Raw genomic sequence first — 16,664 nt, 5'->3', positions numbered from 1 at the left:
GGGTCGCATGGATACGCGTCTGCTGAAACACTACGAAGGCGAACTGGCGTACATGCGCGACATGGGCGCCGAGTTCGCGCAGGCCTATCCCAAGATCGCGGCGCGGTTGGGCATGGACGGGGTCGAGGTGGTCGACCCCTACGTAGAGCGACTGCTGGAGGGGGTCGCTTTCCTGTCGGCTCGTGTCCAGCTGGAACTGGAGCTGCAGTATCCGAACCTGACCGCGCACCTGCTGGAGATCGTTTATCCCCACTACCTGGCGCCGATCCCTTCGATGATGGTCGCGGCCCTTGAGCCGGACATGGAAAATGCCGCGCTGGAGGATGGTCATCTGGTGCCGCGGCATTCCGAGTTGCGCAGCACATTGCGAGATGACGACACCACGTCCTGCATCTTTCGAACCGCGCAGGACGTGACCCTGTGGCCGATCACGATCACCGAAGCCGAATACATCGATAGCCGCGGCGAGCTGGTGGCTGCGGGCGTGTCGCGGGACACCGACGCGCGGGCGGGCATCCGTCTGCGCTTGTCGCGGCATGGGCAGTTGCCGATCTCAGAACTGTCGCTTGACAACCTTACGCTGTTTCTGAACGGACGGGAGGGCAAGAACTGGGAATTGCACGAGCTTTTGTGCGCGCAGGTCACCGGTCTTGTCGGTCGATCAACGGATCGCCGCAGCGACTGGATCACCATGCTGCCGAACGGCAGGGTGGTTCCGCGCGGCTACGACCCATCGGATGCGTTGTTACCAACCCCGCAGCGGTCCTTTGACGGGTACCGGTTGTTGCAGGAATACTTCGCGATGCCTGAGCGCTTCCATTTCGTGGAATTGCAGGGGCTTTCCATGGCACTGGGACGCGCCGAAAGCCACGACGTTGATATCTATATTTTGCTGCGCGAAGGCAACAGCACCATTTCGGCCGGGGTCACCGCGGAGGCCTTTACCCTGCACGCAACGCCAGCGATCAACCTGTTCAGCAAGCGCTGTGACCGGGTCCACGTGTCGACGGCGGATGTGGAGCAGCACGTTGTCGCGGACCGTACAGCGCCGCTGGATTTCGAGATTTTCGCGTTGGACAACGTGACGGGTATCGCGTCGGACGGGGAAAAGGATGTTCCGTTTCGGCCCTTTTACTCCTCAAATGACCTGACCGCGGCGGGCGATCCTCACACATCCTATTACACGCAATCGCGCAAGATGCGTCAGCGCGCGGAACGCGAACGCCTGAAAGGCGTGCGCACGTCCTATCTGGGGTCCGAGCTGTACGTGGCGCTCGTCGACAGCAATCAGGCGCCCTACGGGCCCAACCTGGACCAGTTGGCGGTTCAGGCGATGGTGACGAACCGCGACTTGCCGCTGCTGCTACCAACCGGCGCGCGCGATGTGTTCTATCTGCCGGAGGGCGGCCCCGTGCTGCACATCAGCACGCCAGTCAGTCCAACGCGCCCACGTCCATCGTTGGCACAAGGCGACACTGCCTGGCGTCTGATTTCGCATCTGAGCCTTAACTACATTTCGATCGCCGAAGATCAGTCTCAAGACGGCGCCGCGGCCCTGCGCGAATTGATCGGGATCTATGCACCGGCGGGCAACAAGGTCCTCGAAAAACAGCTTGAAGGGCTGGTTGCCGTCTCGACCCGTCCAATTGTGCGCCGCATGGCAGACGACGTGCTTTCGACGGCGGTTCGCGGCCTGGAAATTTCATTGACCTTCGACGAAAGTTTTTTCGAGGGAACGAGCGTTTATCTGATGGGGGCGGTTCTGGAACGGTTTTTCCGGAAATACGTGTCCATCAACAGTTTTACAGAAACGGTGCTAGTCACCCAGCAACGCGGGGAGATCGCCCGATGGCGCCCGGAAACCGGTCTGGGGCGGATTCTCTGACGCATCTCGAGCGGCTGAGCAAAACCCCGGAAAAACACCACATCTTCCATGCTTTCCGCGTGCTGGAAGCGGCGTTTCCTGAAGCTCCGCGTATCGGTGATGCCCGGCGCCCCCGGCAGGACAAGGTGCGGTTCGGGCAAGAGGCGGGGTTGAGTTTCCCCCCCTCCACCATTGCCGGGTTCGAGCCGCCCAAGGGCGAAAAACCGGGACGCCTCACAAACCGTTTCTTTGGCCTGTTCGGTCCGATGGGCCCGCTGCCGCTGCATCTCACCGAGTTTGCCCGCGCAAGACTCCGGCACCACCGTGATCCGACATTTGTGGAATTTGCAAATGTCCTCACCCACCGTCTGATGACGCTGCTTTATCGCGCTTGGCGTTCGGGCCAGCCCGCGCCCAGCTTTGACCGTGGCGACAATGACGGGATCGAGCGCAAGATCGCGGCCATCGCCGGATATCACGGGACGCATCTGCGCGGCAGGGACGACTTGCCCGATCTGGCCAAACGTCACTTTGCAGGGCTGCTGTCGCAGGGACCACGAAATGCTGAGGGCCTGAAGTCCATCGTATCGAGCTTTTTCGGCACCAACGTGCGGGTTCAGGAATTTGTTGGGTGCTGGCTGGAACTGGAGCCTGGCGATTGTTGGCGCATGGGAGCGCCCGCCACACTGGGGCGGACCACGTCCATCGGCGAACGGGTCTGGACCCGCTCGGCCAAATTCCGTTTGAAGATCGGGCCGCTGAGCCTGCGCGACTATGAACGCCTGTTGCCCGGCGGCGGGTCACTGCCACGACTGCGCGCGATTGTTCGGAACTACGTCGGCGATGCTCTGGATTGGGACGTGAACCTTGTGTTGCGCCACGACGAGATCCCAAAGGCTCAGCTTGGGCACACAATGCGGCTGGGCCAGACAAGTTGGATCGGGACAGCAAAATCAGACAAGGATGCGGATGATCTGTACCTGGTGCCCGGTGCCCAGGTATCGGGTGCCGCCGCGAGGGAAGGGACATGAGATGACCGAAATCAGTCGCGTTGCGCTTTTTGGCAAGCTGAACAGCCTTGGGTACAAAGCTATCGAGGGCGCTACGGTGTTCTGCAAGATGCGTGGAAACCCTTATGTGGAAGTTGTGCACTGGCTGCACCAGATCCTGAACAATCAGGACAGCGACGTGCACCGGGTCATCAAGCATTTCGATCTGGATGCGGGAAAAATCGCCACCGAGATGACGGCGGCGCTGGATGCATTGCCCCGCGGCGCTTCATCGGTGAGCGACTTGTCGAGCCATCTTGAAGACGCAATGGAGCGGGCCTGGGTCTGGGGATCGCTGCTCTATTCCTCGAACCAGGTGCGCACCGGGCATCTGATCCTGGGAATGCTGGAGACGCCCAACCTCAAGAACATACTAACTGGCATTTCGCCGACGCTTGCGTCGATCAAGCCCGATGATTTGGCCGATGATTTCCATACGATCACGGATGGTTCGCCCGAAGACGCGATGAAACCTCAGGATGGGTCCGTGACCGGTGGTGGTGCAGACCCCGGCGAAGCATCGGGCGCAATGAAGCCTGCGGCGATGGGTGGGGAAGAGGCGTTGAGCCAATTCTGCACCGATCTGACGGAACAGGCCCGAAATGGCGAGATCGACCCCATCGTGGGTCGTGACGAGGAGATCCGGCAGATTGTCGACGTGCTGATGCGCCGCCGCCAGAATAACCCGATCCTGACCGGCGAGGCGGGCGTCGGCAAGACTGCCGTGGTCGAAGGGTTTGCCTTGCGGATCGCGCGCGGCGATGTGCCGCCTGCGTTGCAAAACGTGCGACTGCTGGTGCTGGACGTGGGCCTTTTGCAAGCCGGGGCGTCCATGAAGGGCGAGTTCGAGAACCGGCTGCGTCAGGTCATCGACGAAGTGCAGGCCTCGACCACGCCGATTGTGATGTTCGTGGACGAAACCCACACGTTGGTCGGGGCAGGCGGTGCTGCCGGTACGGGCGACGCGGCGAACCTGCTGAAACCTGCGCTGGCGCGCGGCACGCTGCGCACCATCGGTGCAACCACATGGGCCGAGTACAAGAAGTACATCGAGAAGGACCCGGCCCTGACCCGCCGCTTCCAGGTTGTGCACGTAGAAGAACCCGACATTCCCAAGGCCATCCTGATGATGCGCGGCATTGCGGCGATGTTGGAGAAACACCATCAGGTGCAGGTGCTGGATGAAGGGATCGAAGCGGCGGTGACACTGTCGGCGCGGTATATACCCGCGCGGCAACTGCCGGACAAATCTGTGAGCCTGCTAGACACGGCCTGTGCGCGGGTCGCGGTCAGCCAGCATGCGGTTCCAGCGCAGGTCGATGACAGCCAACGCCGGATCGAAGCCCTGACCACCGAGCTTGAGATTATCGGCCGGGACGAGAACGCCGGATATGATGTGGCCGAGCGCCGCGTTACAGTGACTGCAGAGAAGGACGCCGAACAGGCGCGTTTGGAAGAGTTGACCAAAAACTGGGACGCCGAGAAGGCTCTGGTGACGGAAATCATCGATCTGCGGGCGCAGGTACGTGAAGCGGGTCAGCCGGTGGACGAGACCGAAACGCTGGAAGGCGAGGCCGCGACGGAGGCAGCCGAAACCGAGAGCGCGCTGGACCCGATGAGCGAAGCGGATCGTGCCGCGGTCATAGAAAAGTTGAAGGCAAAGAATGCAGAGCTGGAAGCGCTGCAGGGCGACAGCCCCCTTATCCTGCCAATTGTTGATCATCAGGCGGTGGCCAGCGTCGTGGGCGACTGGACCGGCATTCCCGTGGGGCGCATGCTGAAGGACGAAATCGAAACGATCCTCAATCTCGAAGAGCATCTCGCCAAGCGGGTGATCGGACAGGATCACGCGATGAAGATGATTGCCAAGCGGATTCAGACAAGCCGGGCCGGGCTGGACAATCCTTCGAAACCCATCGGTGTGTTCATGCTGGCCGGCACGTCCGGGGTCGGCAAGACCGAAACCGCGCTGGCGCTAGCAGAGGTGCTGTACGGCGGTGAACAGAACGTCATCACGATCAACATGTCTGAATATCAGGAGGCACATACTGTCAGTTCGTTGAAGGGTGCGCCTCCGGGTTATGTGGGATACGGAGAAGGCGGAGTGCTGACGGAGGCAGTGCGGCGAAAGCCCTATTCCGTAGTGTTGCTGGACGAGGTGGAGAAGGCGCACCCCGACGTGCACGAGATCTTTTTTCAGGTCTTCGACAAGGGCGTGATGGAGGATGGAGAAGGCCGGACCATCGATTTCAAGAATACGCTGATCCTGCTCACCTCGAACGCAGGCACGGACCTGATTATGGACCTGTGTGCGGATCCGGAACTGATGCCCGACCCCGAAGGCATGGGCAAGGCGCTGCGCGACCCGTTGCTCAAGGTGTTTCCACCTGCGCTGCTCGGGCGGTTGGTCACCATCCCCTACTACCCGCTCAGCCCGCATATGATCGCCGAGATTACCAAGTTGCAGCTTGGCCGGATCAAGAAACGGGTGACCGAAGCGCATGGCGTGCCGTTCGAGTATTCGGACGCGGTTGTCGACGAAATCGTAAACCGCTGTCAGGAGTTGGAGAGCGGTGGGCGGATGATCGATGCCATTGTGACCAATACCATGCTGCCGGACATTTCGGCCGAATTCCTGCACAGGATGATGGAGGGCGATACAATCGAAAAGGTCGCCATTGATGTGGCGGACAAGGATTTCGTCTACAGTTTCGGCTGAGGGGTGCGGTAACGGCGCCCGCCGGTTGGCCCGGATGCCTGCTCGAATGAGGTGGAGCAGGTGAATACGAAAACCAGGAGGAGATCACCATGGGCGAATTGAACCAGACGTTCGACCTGATCACAGTCAGCGCAAAAAACCTTGAAGTGCCCAACGGCACGATCACGCTGAAGGTTTCCGGTAAGGAAACCGATCCGTCGCTGTTGGCGCGGATTATGGAGCCGGTGTTCAAGTATCTGAACGATTACCGGAAGATAGCGATCAATCCTGCGATCCAGAAATACGACAAACAGCTTGAAGGCATGACCGACAAGAAGGAGGTCGAAAAGCTTGCGAAGCTTGTCAACGACGAGCTGAAAAAACTGGTCGGCAACCTCGAGAAAGAAGCGCAGAACCGGATCAAGGCGTCGTGGGAGAAGATCAAGAAAGAGAACAAGGATTACACCAAGTACAAGATCAAGATCGTCGCCAACGTGTCGTGGGGCGTGATCAAGATCGGTAAGGGCATCGCCGCGCTCGTCTCAAGTGCGGGGGCCAAGGTAGACGAGTACTACAAGATCGCCAAGTCGATCTATGACATCGCCAAGGAGGTTCAGAAGGCGCTGGCCAGCGAATCCAAAGTGCGCGAACAGGTGATGAAGGCAGTCGAGAAACTGTCCAAGGAAACCAAGAGCGGAAAAGCGGGCCAAAGCCACATCAAGAAGGTCGAGGACACTGTCAAGGAGTACAAGATCAAGCTGACGGCAACCCGGCAGAAGGCATCGGGCATGGCGGGCAAGCTGGAGAAGCTTCTTCAACTCAAGGACAAGGGCGTTCCAGTCACGTCGAAGCAGGAAAAACAGATCAACGACATGATCGTGCAGATCATCGAGTTCAACACAACTGAACAGAATGGCCGTAAATTTGCTGACCAGGCTTTGCAGATGGCTAAGGACACTAAAGGCAAGCTTGATCTCAAGACACTCAAGGCGCACGCCGACAAGGTCAAGAAAGCCATGGATATTGCACTCAAGGTGTTCAAGACAGCCGGTGAAATCCTCTAGGTCTGCTACCTGGAAAGGCCATGCAATGCGACGGGAAGGACCACGCACGGAGACTTACAGACAGAAAATGACTGGAGCGACGATGTTTCGACCGTTCCGGAAGACCATGAACCTAAAGCGCCCATTTTTTTGGATCGCGGCATGGCAGGCAGCTTAGCATCGAGTATTTGAAGAAGACTGTTCAGCAGAACGAATAATTTGACGGTCAGAGTTGTTATGAAAACGTTTAATGAACTGATGGAAGCGGTAAGATAACCAAGGACCCTGCCGGTTGCCGGTCAGGCTGACGTGATCGAACCGCTCCAACACTGCTAGGACAACGGACAAGGGCATGGAAAACACCGCTGCATCCCCACCAGACACCCTGCGCGGCAGATTACGGGCATTTTTGGAGCAGCCTTGGGTCCACAACGCCATTCTGGCAATTATCATCTTCAACGCCATCACCCTTGGTCTGTCCACGTCCGACCGGGTACAGGCGTTTATGGGCGGAACGCTTGCGATCATCGACAAGACCGTTCTGGCGATCTTTGTGATTGAACTGGCGCTCAAGCTTTTTGCCTACGGTTTCAGTTTCTTCCGCAATTCGTGGAACATTTTCGACATGTTCGTCGTCGGTGTCGGCCTGTTGCCCCAGACGGCCAATCTGTCGGCCCTGCGTGGCCTGCGGGTGATCCGGGCGTTGCGGTTGCTGTCGGTCATTCCGCAGATGCGCGCGGTTGTGCAGGCTTTGCTGGACGCGTTGCCCGGCATGGGTGCAGTCATCATCATGATTTCGATCGTTTTCTATGTCTTCGGCGTGATGGCGACCATCATGTACGGCGCGGCCTTTGACGAATGGTTCGGCACACTGGGTCGGTCGCTCTATTCGCTGTTTCAGATCATGACGCTGGAAAGCTGGTCCATGGGCATTGTGCGCCCGGTGATGGAGGAGTTTCCCAACGCCTGGGCTTTCTTTGTCCCCTTCATTGTCATTACCGCCTTTTCGGTGCTCAATCTGTTCATCGGTCTGTTGGTCAACACGATGCAGTCTGCGGTGGAGGCTGACACCGAGGCCGAATTTGAAAAGCTGCGTGCCCTGGTGCGGGAAGAGACCGATCAGGTGGACGCCCACGTGCTGGCCCTTCAGGACGAGGTGCGCGCATTGCGGGACGAATTACGCCAGGCCCGGGGAGGCGAGGGATGAGTGGCTCACAGAAATTCATTGCACGCAACCGCGCGCCGCGGGTGCAGATTGAATACGATGTTGAGCTGTACGGTGCCGAAAAAAAGGTTCAATTGCCCTTTGTGATGGGTGTGATGTCGGATCTCTCTGGCAAGGCGGAGAAGCCAAGCATTGACCAGCGCGCCTTTCTTGAGATCGACGCCGACAATTTCGATGACCGCATGCAGGCGATGGCACCCAAGGCGCAGTTTGCGGTGCCCAACACCCTGACTGGTGAAGGCAACCTGTCGGTTGATCTGACCTTTGAAAGCATGGACGATTTCAGCCCCGAAGCAATTGCCTCCAGGGTCGAAGCGCTGGCCCCGTTGCTTGAGGCACGTCGGCGGCTGAGCGATCTGATGACCTATATGGACGGTAAGGCAGGGGCCGAAATGCTTATCGAAACGCTGTTGTCGAAACCTGAACTCTTACAAGCACTGGCACAGCCGGGAGAGGCGCAATCGGACGTGTCAGAGGCATTGGAAAGCTTGCGTGCGGCCCTGCCCGACACGCCCGTGCAGGCCGAAGACACGGATGACACATTGGCGGCGCTTGCCGCCACTTCACCCGAGGACGCACCATCTGACGCCACTGTGGACGACGTGCTGGCCAGTGTGGAAGCACCGCCCGAAGCTGAAGCAGACGGCGATACGTTCAGCGCGGTCCTGGATGATCTTGCCGTAGCGGCGCCGGACGATACCGAACCCGATATCACCGTGGACGACGTGCTGAGCGGCCTCGACGCCGCACCGGAGATCGAAGAGACTGACGCAGACGCGGTATCGGACATCTTGTCCGGTATTGACCGGGTCGATGATGATGCGGCAGCCCAAGATGACACATCTGGTATCCTTGCCGGACTTGAGCCGGTCGCGGTGACCACGCCGAAGGATGATACAGATGACATTCTGTCGGACTTGCCCGAAGCACCGTCGGACGCGCCAGAAGAGGACGCAATCGGGGACATACTGGCCAGCATGCCCTCCGCATCAGAAGCATCCGTGTCGGATGATACCCTCGATGACGTGCTCGCAGGTCTGGACATGCCGGACATCTCTGCCCCGGAAGAAGACCGCAGTAAGGATATCCTTGCATCGCTGGATGCCCCGCCCGAAGCCCCGGTGGATGATGTCGCGGATGACATCCTGTCGGGGATTCCGGCTGTCGCACCGGAGACCGCGACAGTGACGGACGGGCTTAATGATGTGCTTGCCGGACTTGAACCGGTTGCTTCGGAGCCGGACGAGACCGACGCCTTAGACGACATACTTGGCGCCCTCGACACCGCATCCGAGCCGAAAGCGGGTGGGGACGACCCGCTGGACGATATTCTGGCCGGTATCGATACATCAGCGCCGACGACGCCGGACGAGGCAGTCAATCTGGACGACATTCTGGGTGGGCTTGATGCTCCGGACGCAAAGGCGGAAGAGGACGCTGCCCTTTCAGACGCGCTGGCGTCGATTGATACAAATATTCCGGACTCTGACGTGTCCGGTGACGACCTGGATGACATACTGGGAGAGCTGGAAACGCCGCTCGAGGCGGAGCAGGATACGACGAGCGCCGAAGATATCCTGCGCAAGATTGATACGGTGATGGATACGCCTGACGGTGAGGATGACCTCGCTGACGTTCTTGCGACCATGCCGGAGCCTGCGGATAACGAAGCTGGCTCGGACGCTGAGGCGGGGGACGATCTGGACGCCTTGCTGTCGGATCTGGCAGCCCCCAACGACCTCGACACGGCAGTGGGATCCGATCTCGATTCGATTCTTGGCGATCTGGGCGTGCCAGACGTGACCGCAGAGAAACAGGGCACCGCAGACAGCGACTTGGGCGCGCTGTTGGGTGATCTTGCGGGTGGCGAAGAGGAACAGCCTGCTGCCCGGGATGCCGACGACGTGGATGCAGCAGCGGGTGATCTGGATGATCTGCTGTCAGATCTGGAGAAAGAGACAGACGAACCGGCAAACGGCGCCGCGCAAGACGCGGAGTCAAATGATCTCGACGCGCTGTTGTCCAATCTGGACGGAGATGACCCGGAGCAAACCGGCGATCTTGACGCATTGCTGTCTGATCTGGAAGAGGCAGAGCCCGTGGCCGCCGAAGAAAGCTCTGATGACCTGGACACGCTGTTGGAAGACCTCGGCGACACGGAGGCTTCTGCCGGTGGCGCGCCGGGTCCGAATACACCGGCCCAGTCGCCGTTCGGGAGTCTTTCGGCCCTTCGGCCTGAGCGCGACAGCCTGCATCGTCCCACATTCCGCATAGCATTTTTTGGAGATTTCACAGGGCGCGCCGCGCGCGGACTTATGGAAACTGGCGACGCGATGGCTGACCGAAAACCGATCGAACTGGACGTGGACACGGTCGAGGATGTGATTGAAGGCTTTGCGACCACCCTGTGTCTGCCCATCGGCAAGGACGGCGGGGGCATCGATGTCAAGCTCGGCGGTCTGGATGATCTGCATCCCGACGAGCTTTATGACAATGTCGAAATCTTCGACGCGCTTGCGGGGTTGCGGCAACAGCTGAATGTCGGTTCCATGGCCGACCGCGCGATCGAAAACCTCAAGGCGTGGTCAGGCACCTATGGCACACCCGTCCAGATCCCGAAGCAATCGGCGAGTAACTCGGTCCCTGCCAATTTGAAACTCAGCGATTTCCGGGCGCTGATCGGCGACACGCGCGGCGTGCAAACACCGGCAAGCCCCATTGATGATATGATCGCGCGGATCGTTGGCCCGCACATCGTCAAGGCCCCGGACGCTGGGGTCGACGCGATGAAAGCCGCCGTTGACGCGGCTTTGAGTTCGGCGATGCGCCTTGTCCTGCATCATCCCGATTTCCAGGCGGTCGAAGCGCAGTGGCGGTCTCTTGACCTACTCGCCCGGCGGATCGAAACGGACAGCACATTGCAAATCGTGCTCTACGACGTTTCTGCCGAGGAACTGGCCGCCGATCTTGCTGCGCAGGAAGACCTTGCGAAGAGCGGTCTTTTTCGTCTGCTGACGGATGTGCTGGATCCGGAGGAAGGCGCGGGCGGGTTTTCCGCCTTGTTCGGGCTTTACACCTTTGAGGAAACGCCACCGCATGCGGAATTGCTAGCGCGGATTGGGTTGGTGGCGGCGCATGTCGATGCGCCCTTTTTTGCGGCGATGTCACCCGGGTATCTGGACACAGCGGCAGAGGACCGTCACCCCCTGGTGGCCAAGACGTGGGACACTCTGCGCGCGTTGCCAGAGGCGGCATACATTGGGCTGGCATCGCCGCGTTTCCTGCTGCGGCAACCCTACGGGGCCAAGTCCGATCCAATTGCGCCCTTTGCGTTCGAGGAATTCACACCACAAGAAGGACTGAGGTCACTTTTGTGGGCCAATCCGGTTGTCCTGGTGGCGGTGCTCTTGGCAGCGACACGCAAAAAGGACGGCAAGGCGATGGATCTGGGCAGCCTGATGTCCTTGGGCGATCTGCCCTTTCACTATGTGTCCGACCGATACGGTGACCAGGTGGCCTTGCCCAGCACCGAACGCAATTTGACCAGCGATCCGGCGCAGTTGACGCTGGCACGCGGTTACATGCCGGTCGTCTGGATGAAGGGCCGAAACGAGGTGCGTCTTGGGTCCTTCCGGTCCCTGGGTGGGGACGAAATCACCGGCCCTTGGTCATCTGAAGTCCCGGCGCCAAGAACACAACGCGGTGGTGACGGGGATGCCACCGTGGCACTCGATATTGATATTGAAATCGGTGACGAAGGTGACGAAAGCCTTGATGATCTTCTGGCCGGTTTCGACGATGATATCGGTAATGGCGAAGATGCGGGGCCCGACGACATGGACGCGGACCTCGCCGCCCTGCTGGAGGGGTTGTAGATGAATGCAATGGGAGGCGATCTGCCGGAGGAACCGGGCGGGGGCGCAGAGCCTGATATCATCCTGATATCGCTCGAACGGAAAACCTTTTGCCTTTACAAGGGTGAGCAGTATCTCGACCAGTTGTTGCTGACAGATGGCGAATACCCCAAGCCAGTGCTTTGCGTACACTTCGAAAGTGTCTTTGCCGCGAAACGGATTTTAGGTGATAGTTTTAGCCTGCCTCAATACTGGGGTATTCACCCGGACATTGTGGCGCGTTTGCGTGACACGGACTGCCTGATCGAAACAGAAGCGTAAGCGCCACAAGCATCAAAGGAGCGACGAGATGTCTACCGACCTCGAGTTCAAAAATCGGCAAATTACGATGAAAGGTCCGCTGCCGACGCAGGAGATGCAGTTCAAGAACGCCCGGGTGGTGGAAGGGTTGAGCACGCTGACCGAGGTCACCGTCGAATTTCTGTCGTCCAACTACGACATAGATCTGCAGGACGTGCTGGGCCGCAATGTCAGCATCGAAGTGGAAACCAAGAACGGTCGCAAGCGGCATTTCTCGGGGTATTGCGTGACCGTGGAATATGTCGGCCTTTACCAGGGCCAGCTCCATTGCGTGGCTGAACTGCGTCCGTGGCTGTGGTTCCTGACCCGGTCCGAGGAGAACCGGATATACCAGGACAAATCCGTGGTCGACATCATCACAGACATCTTCGGCGATTACGGGTTTTCATCAGACTTCACCAACAAGCTGACAAGCACTTATGTCAAACGCGATTACTGCGTGCAGTACGCCGAGACCGATTTCGCTTTTGTCAGTCGCTTGATGGAAGAAGAGGGGATATATTATTTTTTCGAATACACGGATACAGGTCAGAAGCTGGTTCTGGCCGACGGCATCAGCGCGCACGCTGTCGTAGACGCCCCGCAACCACTGAAGTTCTTCTTCAAGGAAGAAAGTTATCGTCGCGCCGAGGACCATATCTTTGATTGGGTCGCCAGCACCGGCGTCCGTACTGGCAAGATGACCCTGAATGACTACGACTTCAAAAAGCCGCGGGCGGACCAGAAAAAGGTCAAGCAGATCCCCAAGGGCAAGCACAGCCACAAGAATTACGAAAAATACGTCTACCCTGGACACGTGCGACCACCCACCAGCGCGGACACCTTTGCGCGCGTCCGCATGGAGGCCGAAGCTGTCCGGCACAGGCTGCTGCGCGGCGTGTGCAACGTGCGTGCGATGGCGGTTGGACGCACCTTCACCATGTCCGGTCATGAGCGCAGTTCCGAAAATGCCGAGTATCTCGTCGTCAGGGCCACGCACTTGCTCCAGATCGAAACTGACTACGAGGACAAGGAAACCTCAAAGCCCCTGTTTGATAGCCGTGTCCCGGTCGACGAAGACAACACAGACACTTACCGCTGCACCTTTGACGTAATTGCCAAGTCAGAACCGTTTCGCGCCCCGCTGACCACACCGTGGCCGCAGATCCCGGGCCTGCAAACAGCCCTGGTGACCGGTCCGTCGGGGGAGGAGATCTATACCGATGAACACGGCCGCATAAAGGTTCAGTTCCACTGGGACCGCGATGGGCAAAAGGACGAGAACACAACCTGCTGGGTGCGCTGTGTCATGCCCTGGACGGGCAAGAACTGGGGCATGATTTCGGTCCCGCGGATTGGCAACGAAGTGGTCATCCAGTTCGAGGAAGGAGATCCCGACAAACCGATATGCACAGGTATGATCTACAACGGCGAAAACAAGCCGCCCTTCGCATTGCCTGCCAACAAGACGCAGTCCGGAATTGTCACGCGATCCTCGAAACAAGGAAGCGCAAACACGTTTAACGAGTTGGTTTTCGAAGACAAGATAAACGAGGAATTTGTCCGCATTCAGTCGGAACGCGACTATTTCCAGACGATCAAGAACAACGCCACCGTCACCGTCGGCCTAGAGCACAAGGACAACGGTGATCTGACCCAGACGATTCACCGCCACAAGACCGAGACGCTGAACACCGGCAATCACAGCTTTACCGTCAAAGACGGCACGCAGACCATCAAGATCAAGAAAGACCACACCGAAACCATCGAGGGCAAATCCACCCAGACGGTCACGGGCAACTACACACAGACTGTCACGCAGGGGGACTACAAGCAGACAATCAAGCTGGGCAATCTCACCCGTGAGGTGAGTATGGGCAGCCAGAAAGAAACCATCAAAATGGGCGATTACGCCTTGTCGACGAACCTGGGATCGATCACCGAGAAAGCGATGCAGAAAATCGAGATGAAAGTGGGGTCCAACTCGATCACGATTGATCAGACTGGTGTTACGATCAAGGGTCTGATGATCAAGCTCCAAGCCACCGCCATGCTTGAGGCCAAGGCACCGATGTCGACCGTCAAGGGGGACGCGATGCTAATCCTCAAGGGCGGCTTGACGATGATCAACTAGGGTGCAGCGGATGTCAGAGCGATTTGCAAATATGAAGAAGGTCCCCGCGCAACCGGCGGCGCGCATCCTCGCCGCCAAGGCCACCAAGCTCGAGACGCGCCTGGACCTGCCGGCAAACGCAAGTGTCGAAGCGGTGCTTGCCGAACTCGACGACAAGAACGCATGGGTCTGTCTGATGCGGTTGCTTGCGGCAGCCCTGCCGGAGCGCGAGGCCGTGTGGTGGGCCTGTGTCGCCGCCCGCGACATCGCCGTCGACGCACCGACCCCTTGCCTGAAAGCCGCCGAGGCATGGGTTTTTGAGCCCAATGATGCAAACCGTGAGAAACTGGCGACAGTGCTGGAGATTGCGGACTCTGACGACGACACCACGCTTGCGGCGACGGCGGCCCTGTATGCGCCCGGAAATCTGGGCACCGGCGAATTGGGAAAGATCGAAGCCCCGCCCGGCGCTGTCGCAAGCTGCGTGTTCGGTATGAACATGACGACACTGGGTGTGGTAGCCGAGCCGTTGGAACACCTGCAATTGCTGATTGACCGCGCCGTCGATATTGCCCGGGGCGGCAACGGCAAGATTGACCCGATTACGCCCGCACCCGCGCCCGAACCCGTGACCGACGACGAAGATGATGAGGAGAACGCCTGATGCCCGGGCCACCCCAAGCGCGTGTTGCGGACATGCATACCGGTCCTTGCACACTGGGCGCGCCGTTGCCGATCATGCCCCCGTGCGCCGTAACCGTGCTTGTTGGCAAAATGCCGGCGGCGCGGGTCACCGACCTGTGCACCGGGTTGATCGCGCCACCTGTGGCGAATTTTCCTCCCCATCCCATAGCAAAAGGGTCAATGACTGTGTTGATCCAGAAAATGCCCGCCGCCCGGATCGGTGATCTGTGTTCGCTGGGTGGTACTATTATCGTCGGTATGCCAACCGTGCTGACAGGAGGCTGACCCAACCCCATGCCGGTCGTTCTGAAATTCCAATCCACCGGCAGCATTGCCGGCAATGGGGATCCCGTTGCCATGCATGGGGCCAGCCTGACCATCGGGCGCGGCGACGACAATGACCTCGTCCTGCCCGATCCAGACCGCGTTTTGTCCAAGCGTCACTGCGCGATTGAAGATCACAACGGTAATGTCATCGTTCTCGATATTTCGACCAATGGCACATTTCTGAACTATGGTAAGCTGCCGCTGGGGGCGACGCCGACGCCGCTGAACAACGGCGATATCCTGTCCGTCGGTCCATACGAAATTCTGGTGGAAATCACGTCGGCGGACCAGCGCGACCAGATCGCCGATCCGCTGGCTGACGGTCCGGTGTCCCATGGGATCGCCGACGCAGCCCCCAGCGCTGCCGACCTACTTGACGCACCGGGAGATGGGGAAGACTTTCTTGACGATTTGCTGGGCGGGCGCGAAGGGCCGGTCGGTCCGGGCAGCGTTGACCGCGCCGACCCTGGCGATGACGGATTGCTGCCGCCTTTGGGAGAGGACGATGATATCCTGCCTCCCGCACCGGACCCAAGCGAAGGGCAGGGTGCAAGCACGGGCATGCACACCCCCGCTGCGTCTGACCACATGTCGACACCGCGCACCGCAGCGCCAGGCAACGCCATTCCCGATGACTGGGACGATCTGCTGGCCCCATCTTCACCCGAACAGGCGGAGGTGTCGGAGGACCCGTTTGCGAAACCCGCCGCGGGCGGTGGCGGTGGCCCGGCCTTTATCCCGGACGATTTCGGAGGCGACGCCCGCCAAGAGGCGAGAGCACCGGAGCCACCCGCCCCTGCACCTGCGCCAACGCCCGCACCTGCGCCGGAGCCCACAGCCGATCCGTCATCCACAGCTGCCGCCACCGACGCGGCCGCGCGCGCTTTCCTGAAATCGCTCGGGGCGGACGAGGTTGAGATACAGGAGCAGGATCTAACATCCACGCTGTCACGCATGGGGCACGTACTGCGGATCATGATCGAAGGAATGCGCGAAATTCTGATGACGCGAACCTCGATCAAATCAGAGTTCCGCATCGAACAGACAATGATTCAGGCCGGTGGCAACAACCCCCTGAAATTCTCTGTCAGTCCGGAACAGGCGATCGTGGCGATGGTCAAGCCAAAGGCAAAGGGGTATCTGGATGCCACCGAAGCTACGGCGCAGGCCCTGCAGGATATCAAGGCCCACGAAGTCGCGATGATCACAGGGATGGAAGCCGCACTCAAAGGTGTGCTTGCGCGACTGGACCCCGCGATTCTCGAAGACAAGATAACCTCTGGTGGCGGCCTCGGCGGGCTATTGAAAAGCAAGAAGGCCCGATACTGGGAAATCTACGAAGAAATGTACTCCGACATCTCCGATCAGGCTGAAAACGACTTCCACAAGCTATTTGCCCAAGAATTCGCTCGCGCCTACCAAGAGCAGTTGCATAAACTGAAATGACCCATAACAAGAAAGGGACAGC

General features: G+C 59.2%; 11 protein-coding genes. All 11 read left to right on the top strand.

Annotation, left to right across the window (positions count from 1 at the left end):
• Positions 1–7 precede the first annotated feature (7 nt).
• The 11 genes from tssF to tagH all read left to right on the top strand — a co-directional run bounded on the left by tssF (position 8) and on the right by tagH (position 16,642).
• Entirely contained in the window at positions 8–1,885 is a 1,878-nt protein-coding gene (gene tssF / locus Q0844_RS10125; RefSeq protein ID WP_299044430.1) for a type VI secretion system baseplate subunit TssF, read from the top strand.
• Positions 1,849–2,895 (top strand): type VI secretion system baseplate subunit TssG, encoded by a 1,047-nt coding sequence (gene tssG / locus Q0844_RS10120; RefSeq protein WP_299044429.1) that lies wholly within the window; start codon positions 1,849–1,851, stop codon positions 2,893–2,895. The genes tssF and tssG overlap by 37 nt, the downstream gene beginning before the upstream one ends.
• Before the next feature lies 1 nt (position 2,896).
• Positions 2,897–5,632, top strand: a complete 2,736-nt coding sequence (gene tssH / locus Q0844_RS10115; RefSeq protein ID WP_299044427.1) for a type VI secretion system ATPase TssH — start codon at positions 2,897–2,899, stop codon at positions 5,630–5,632.
• 89 nt (positions 5,633–5,721) lie between these two features.
• Positions 5,722–6,675: a hypothetical protein gene (locus Q0844_RS10110; RefSeq protein WP_299044426.1), complete on the top strand. Its 954-nt coding sequence runs from the start codon at positions 5,722–5,724 to the stop codon at positions 6,673–6,675.
• Positions 6,676–7,006: 331 nt separating this feature from the next.
• A complete protein-coding gene (locus tag Q0844_RS10105; protein ID WP_299044424.1) occupies positions 7,007–7,861 on the top strand; it encodes an ion transporter in 855 nt (284 codons plus the stop codon).
• Positions 7,858–11,754, top strand: a complete 3,897-nt coding sequence (gene tssB, locus Q0844_RS20895) for a type VI secretion system contractile sheath small subunit (RefSeq protein ID WP_366522991.1) — start codon at positions 7,858–7,860, stop codon at positions 11,752–11,754. Before Q0844_RS10105 ends, tssB begins: the two co-directional genes overlap by 4 nt.
• Positions 11,755–12,054 (top strand): hypothetical protein, encoded by a 300-nt coding sequence (locus Q0844_RS10090; protein WP_299044422.1) that lies wholly within the window; start codon positions 11,755–11,757, stop codon positions 12,052–12,054.
• 28 nt (positions 12,055–12,082) lie between these two features.
• Complete coding sequence (tssI, locus tag Q0844_RS10085; protein WP_299044421.1) at positions 12,083–14,206, top strand: type VI secretion system tip protein TssI/VgrG; 2,124 nt, start codon at positions 12,083–12,085, stop codon at positions 14,204–14,206.
• Positions 14,207–14,237: 31 nt separating this feature from the next.
• The gene (locus Q0844_RS10080; protein ID WP_299044419.1) at positions 14,238–14,849 is read left to right on the top strand and encodes a hypothetical protein; all 612 of its coding nucleotides are present in this window, start codon (positions 14,238–14,240) and stop codon (positions 14,847–14,849) included.
• Positions 14,849–15,154, top strand: coding sequence for a PAAR domain-containing protein (locus tag Q0844_RS10075; RefSeq protein ID WP_366522990.1), 306 nt, complete (start codon positions 14,849–14,851; stop codon positions 15,152–15,154). Before Q0844_RS10080 ends, Q0844_RS10075 begins: the two co-directional genes overlap by 1 nt.
• Before the next feature lie 9 nt (positions 15,155–15,163).
• A complete protein-coding gene (tagH, locus tag Q0844_RS10070) occupies positions 15,164–16,642 on the top strand; it encodes a type VI secretion system-associated FHA domain protein TagH (RefSeq protein ID WP_299044416.1) in 1,479 nt (492 codons plus the stop codon).
• The last annotated feature ends 22 nt before the right edge of the window (positions 16,643–16,664 follow it).

Source organism: uncultured Tateyamaria sp. (assembly GCF_947503465.1).
Taxonomy (GTDB): Bacteria; Pseudomonadota; Alphaproteobacteria; order Rhodobacterales; family Rhodobacteraceae; genus Tateyamaria.
Note: the sequence above shows the minus strand (reverse complement) of the source record. Positions and strands in the feature narration are given on the sequence as shown.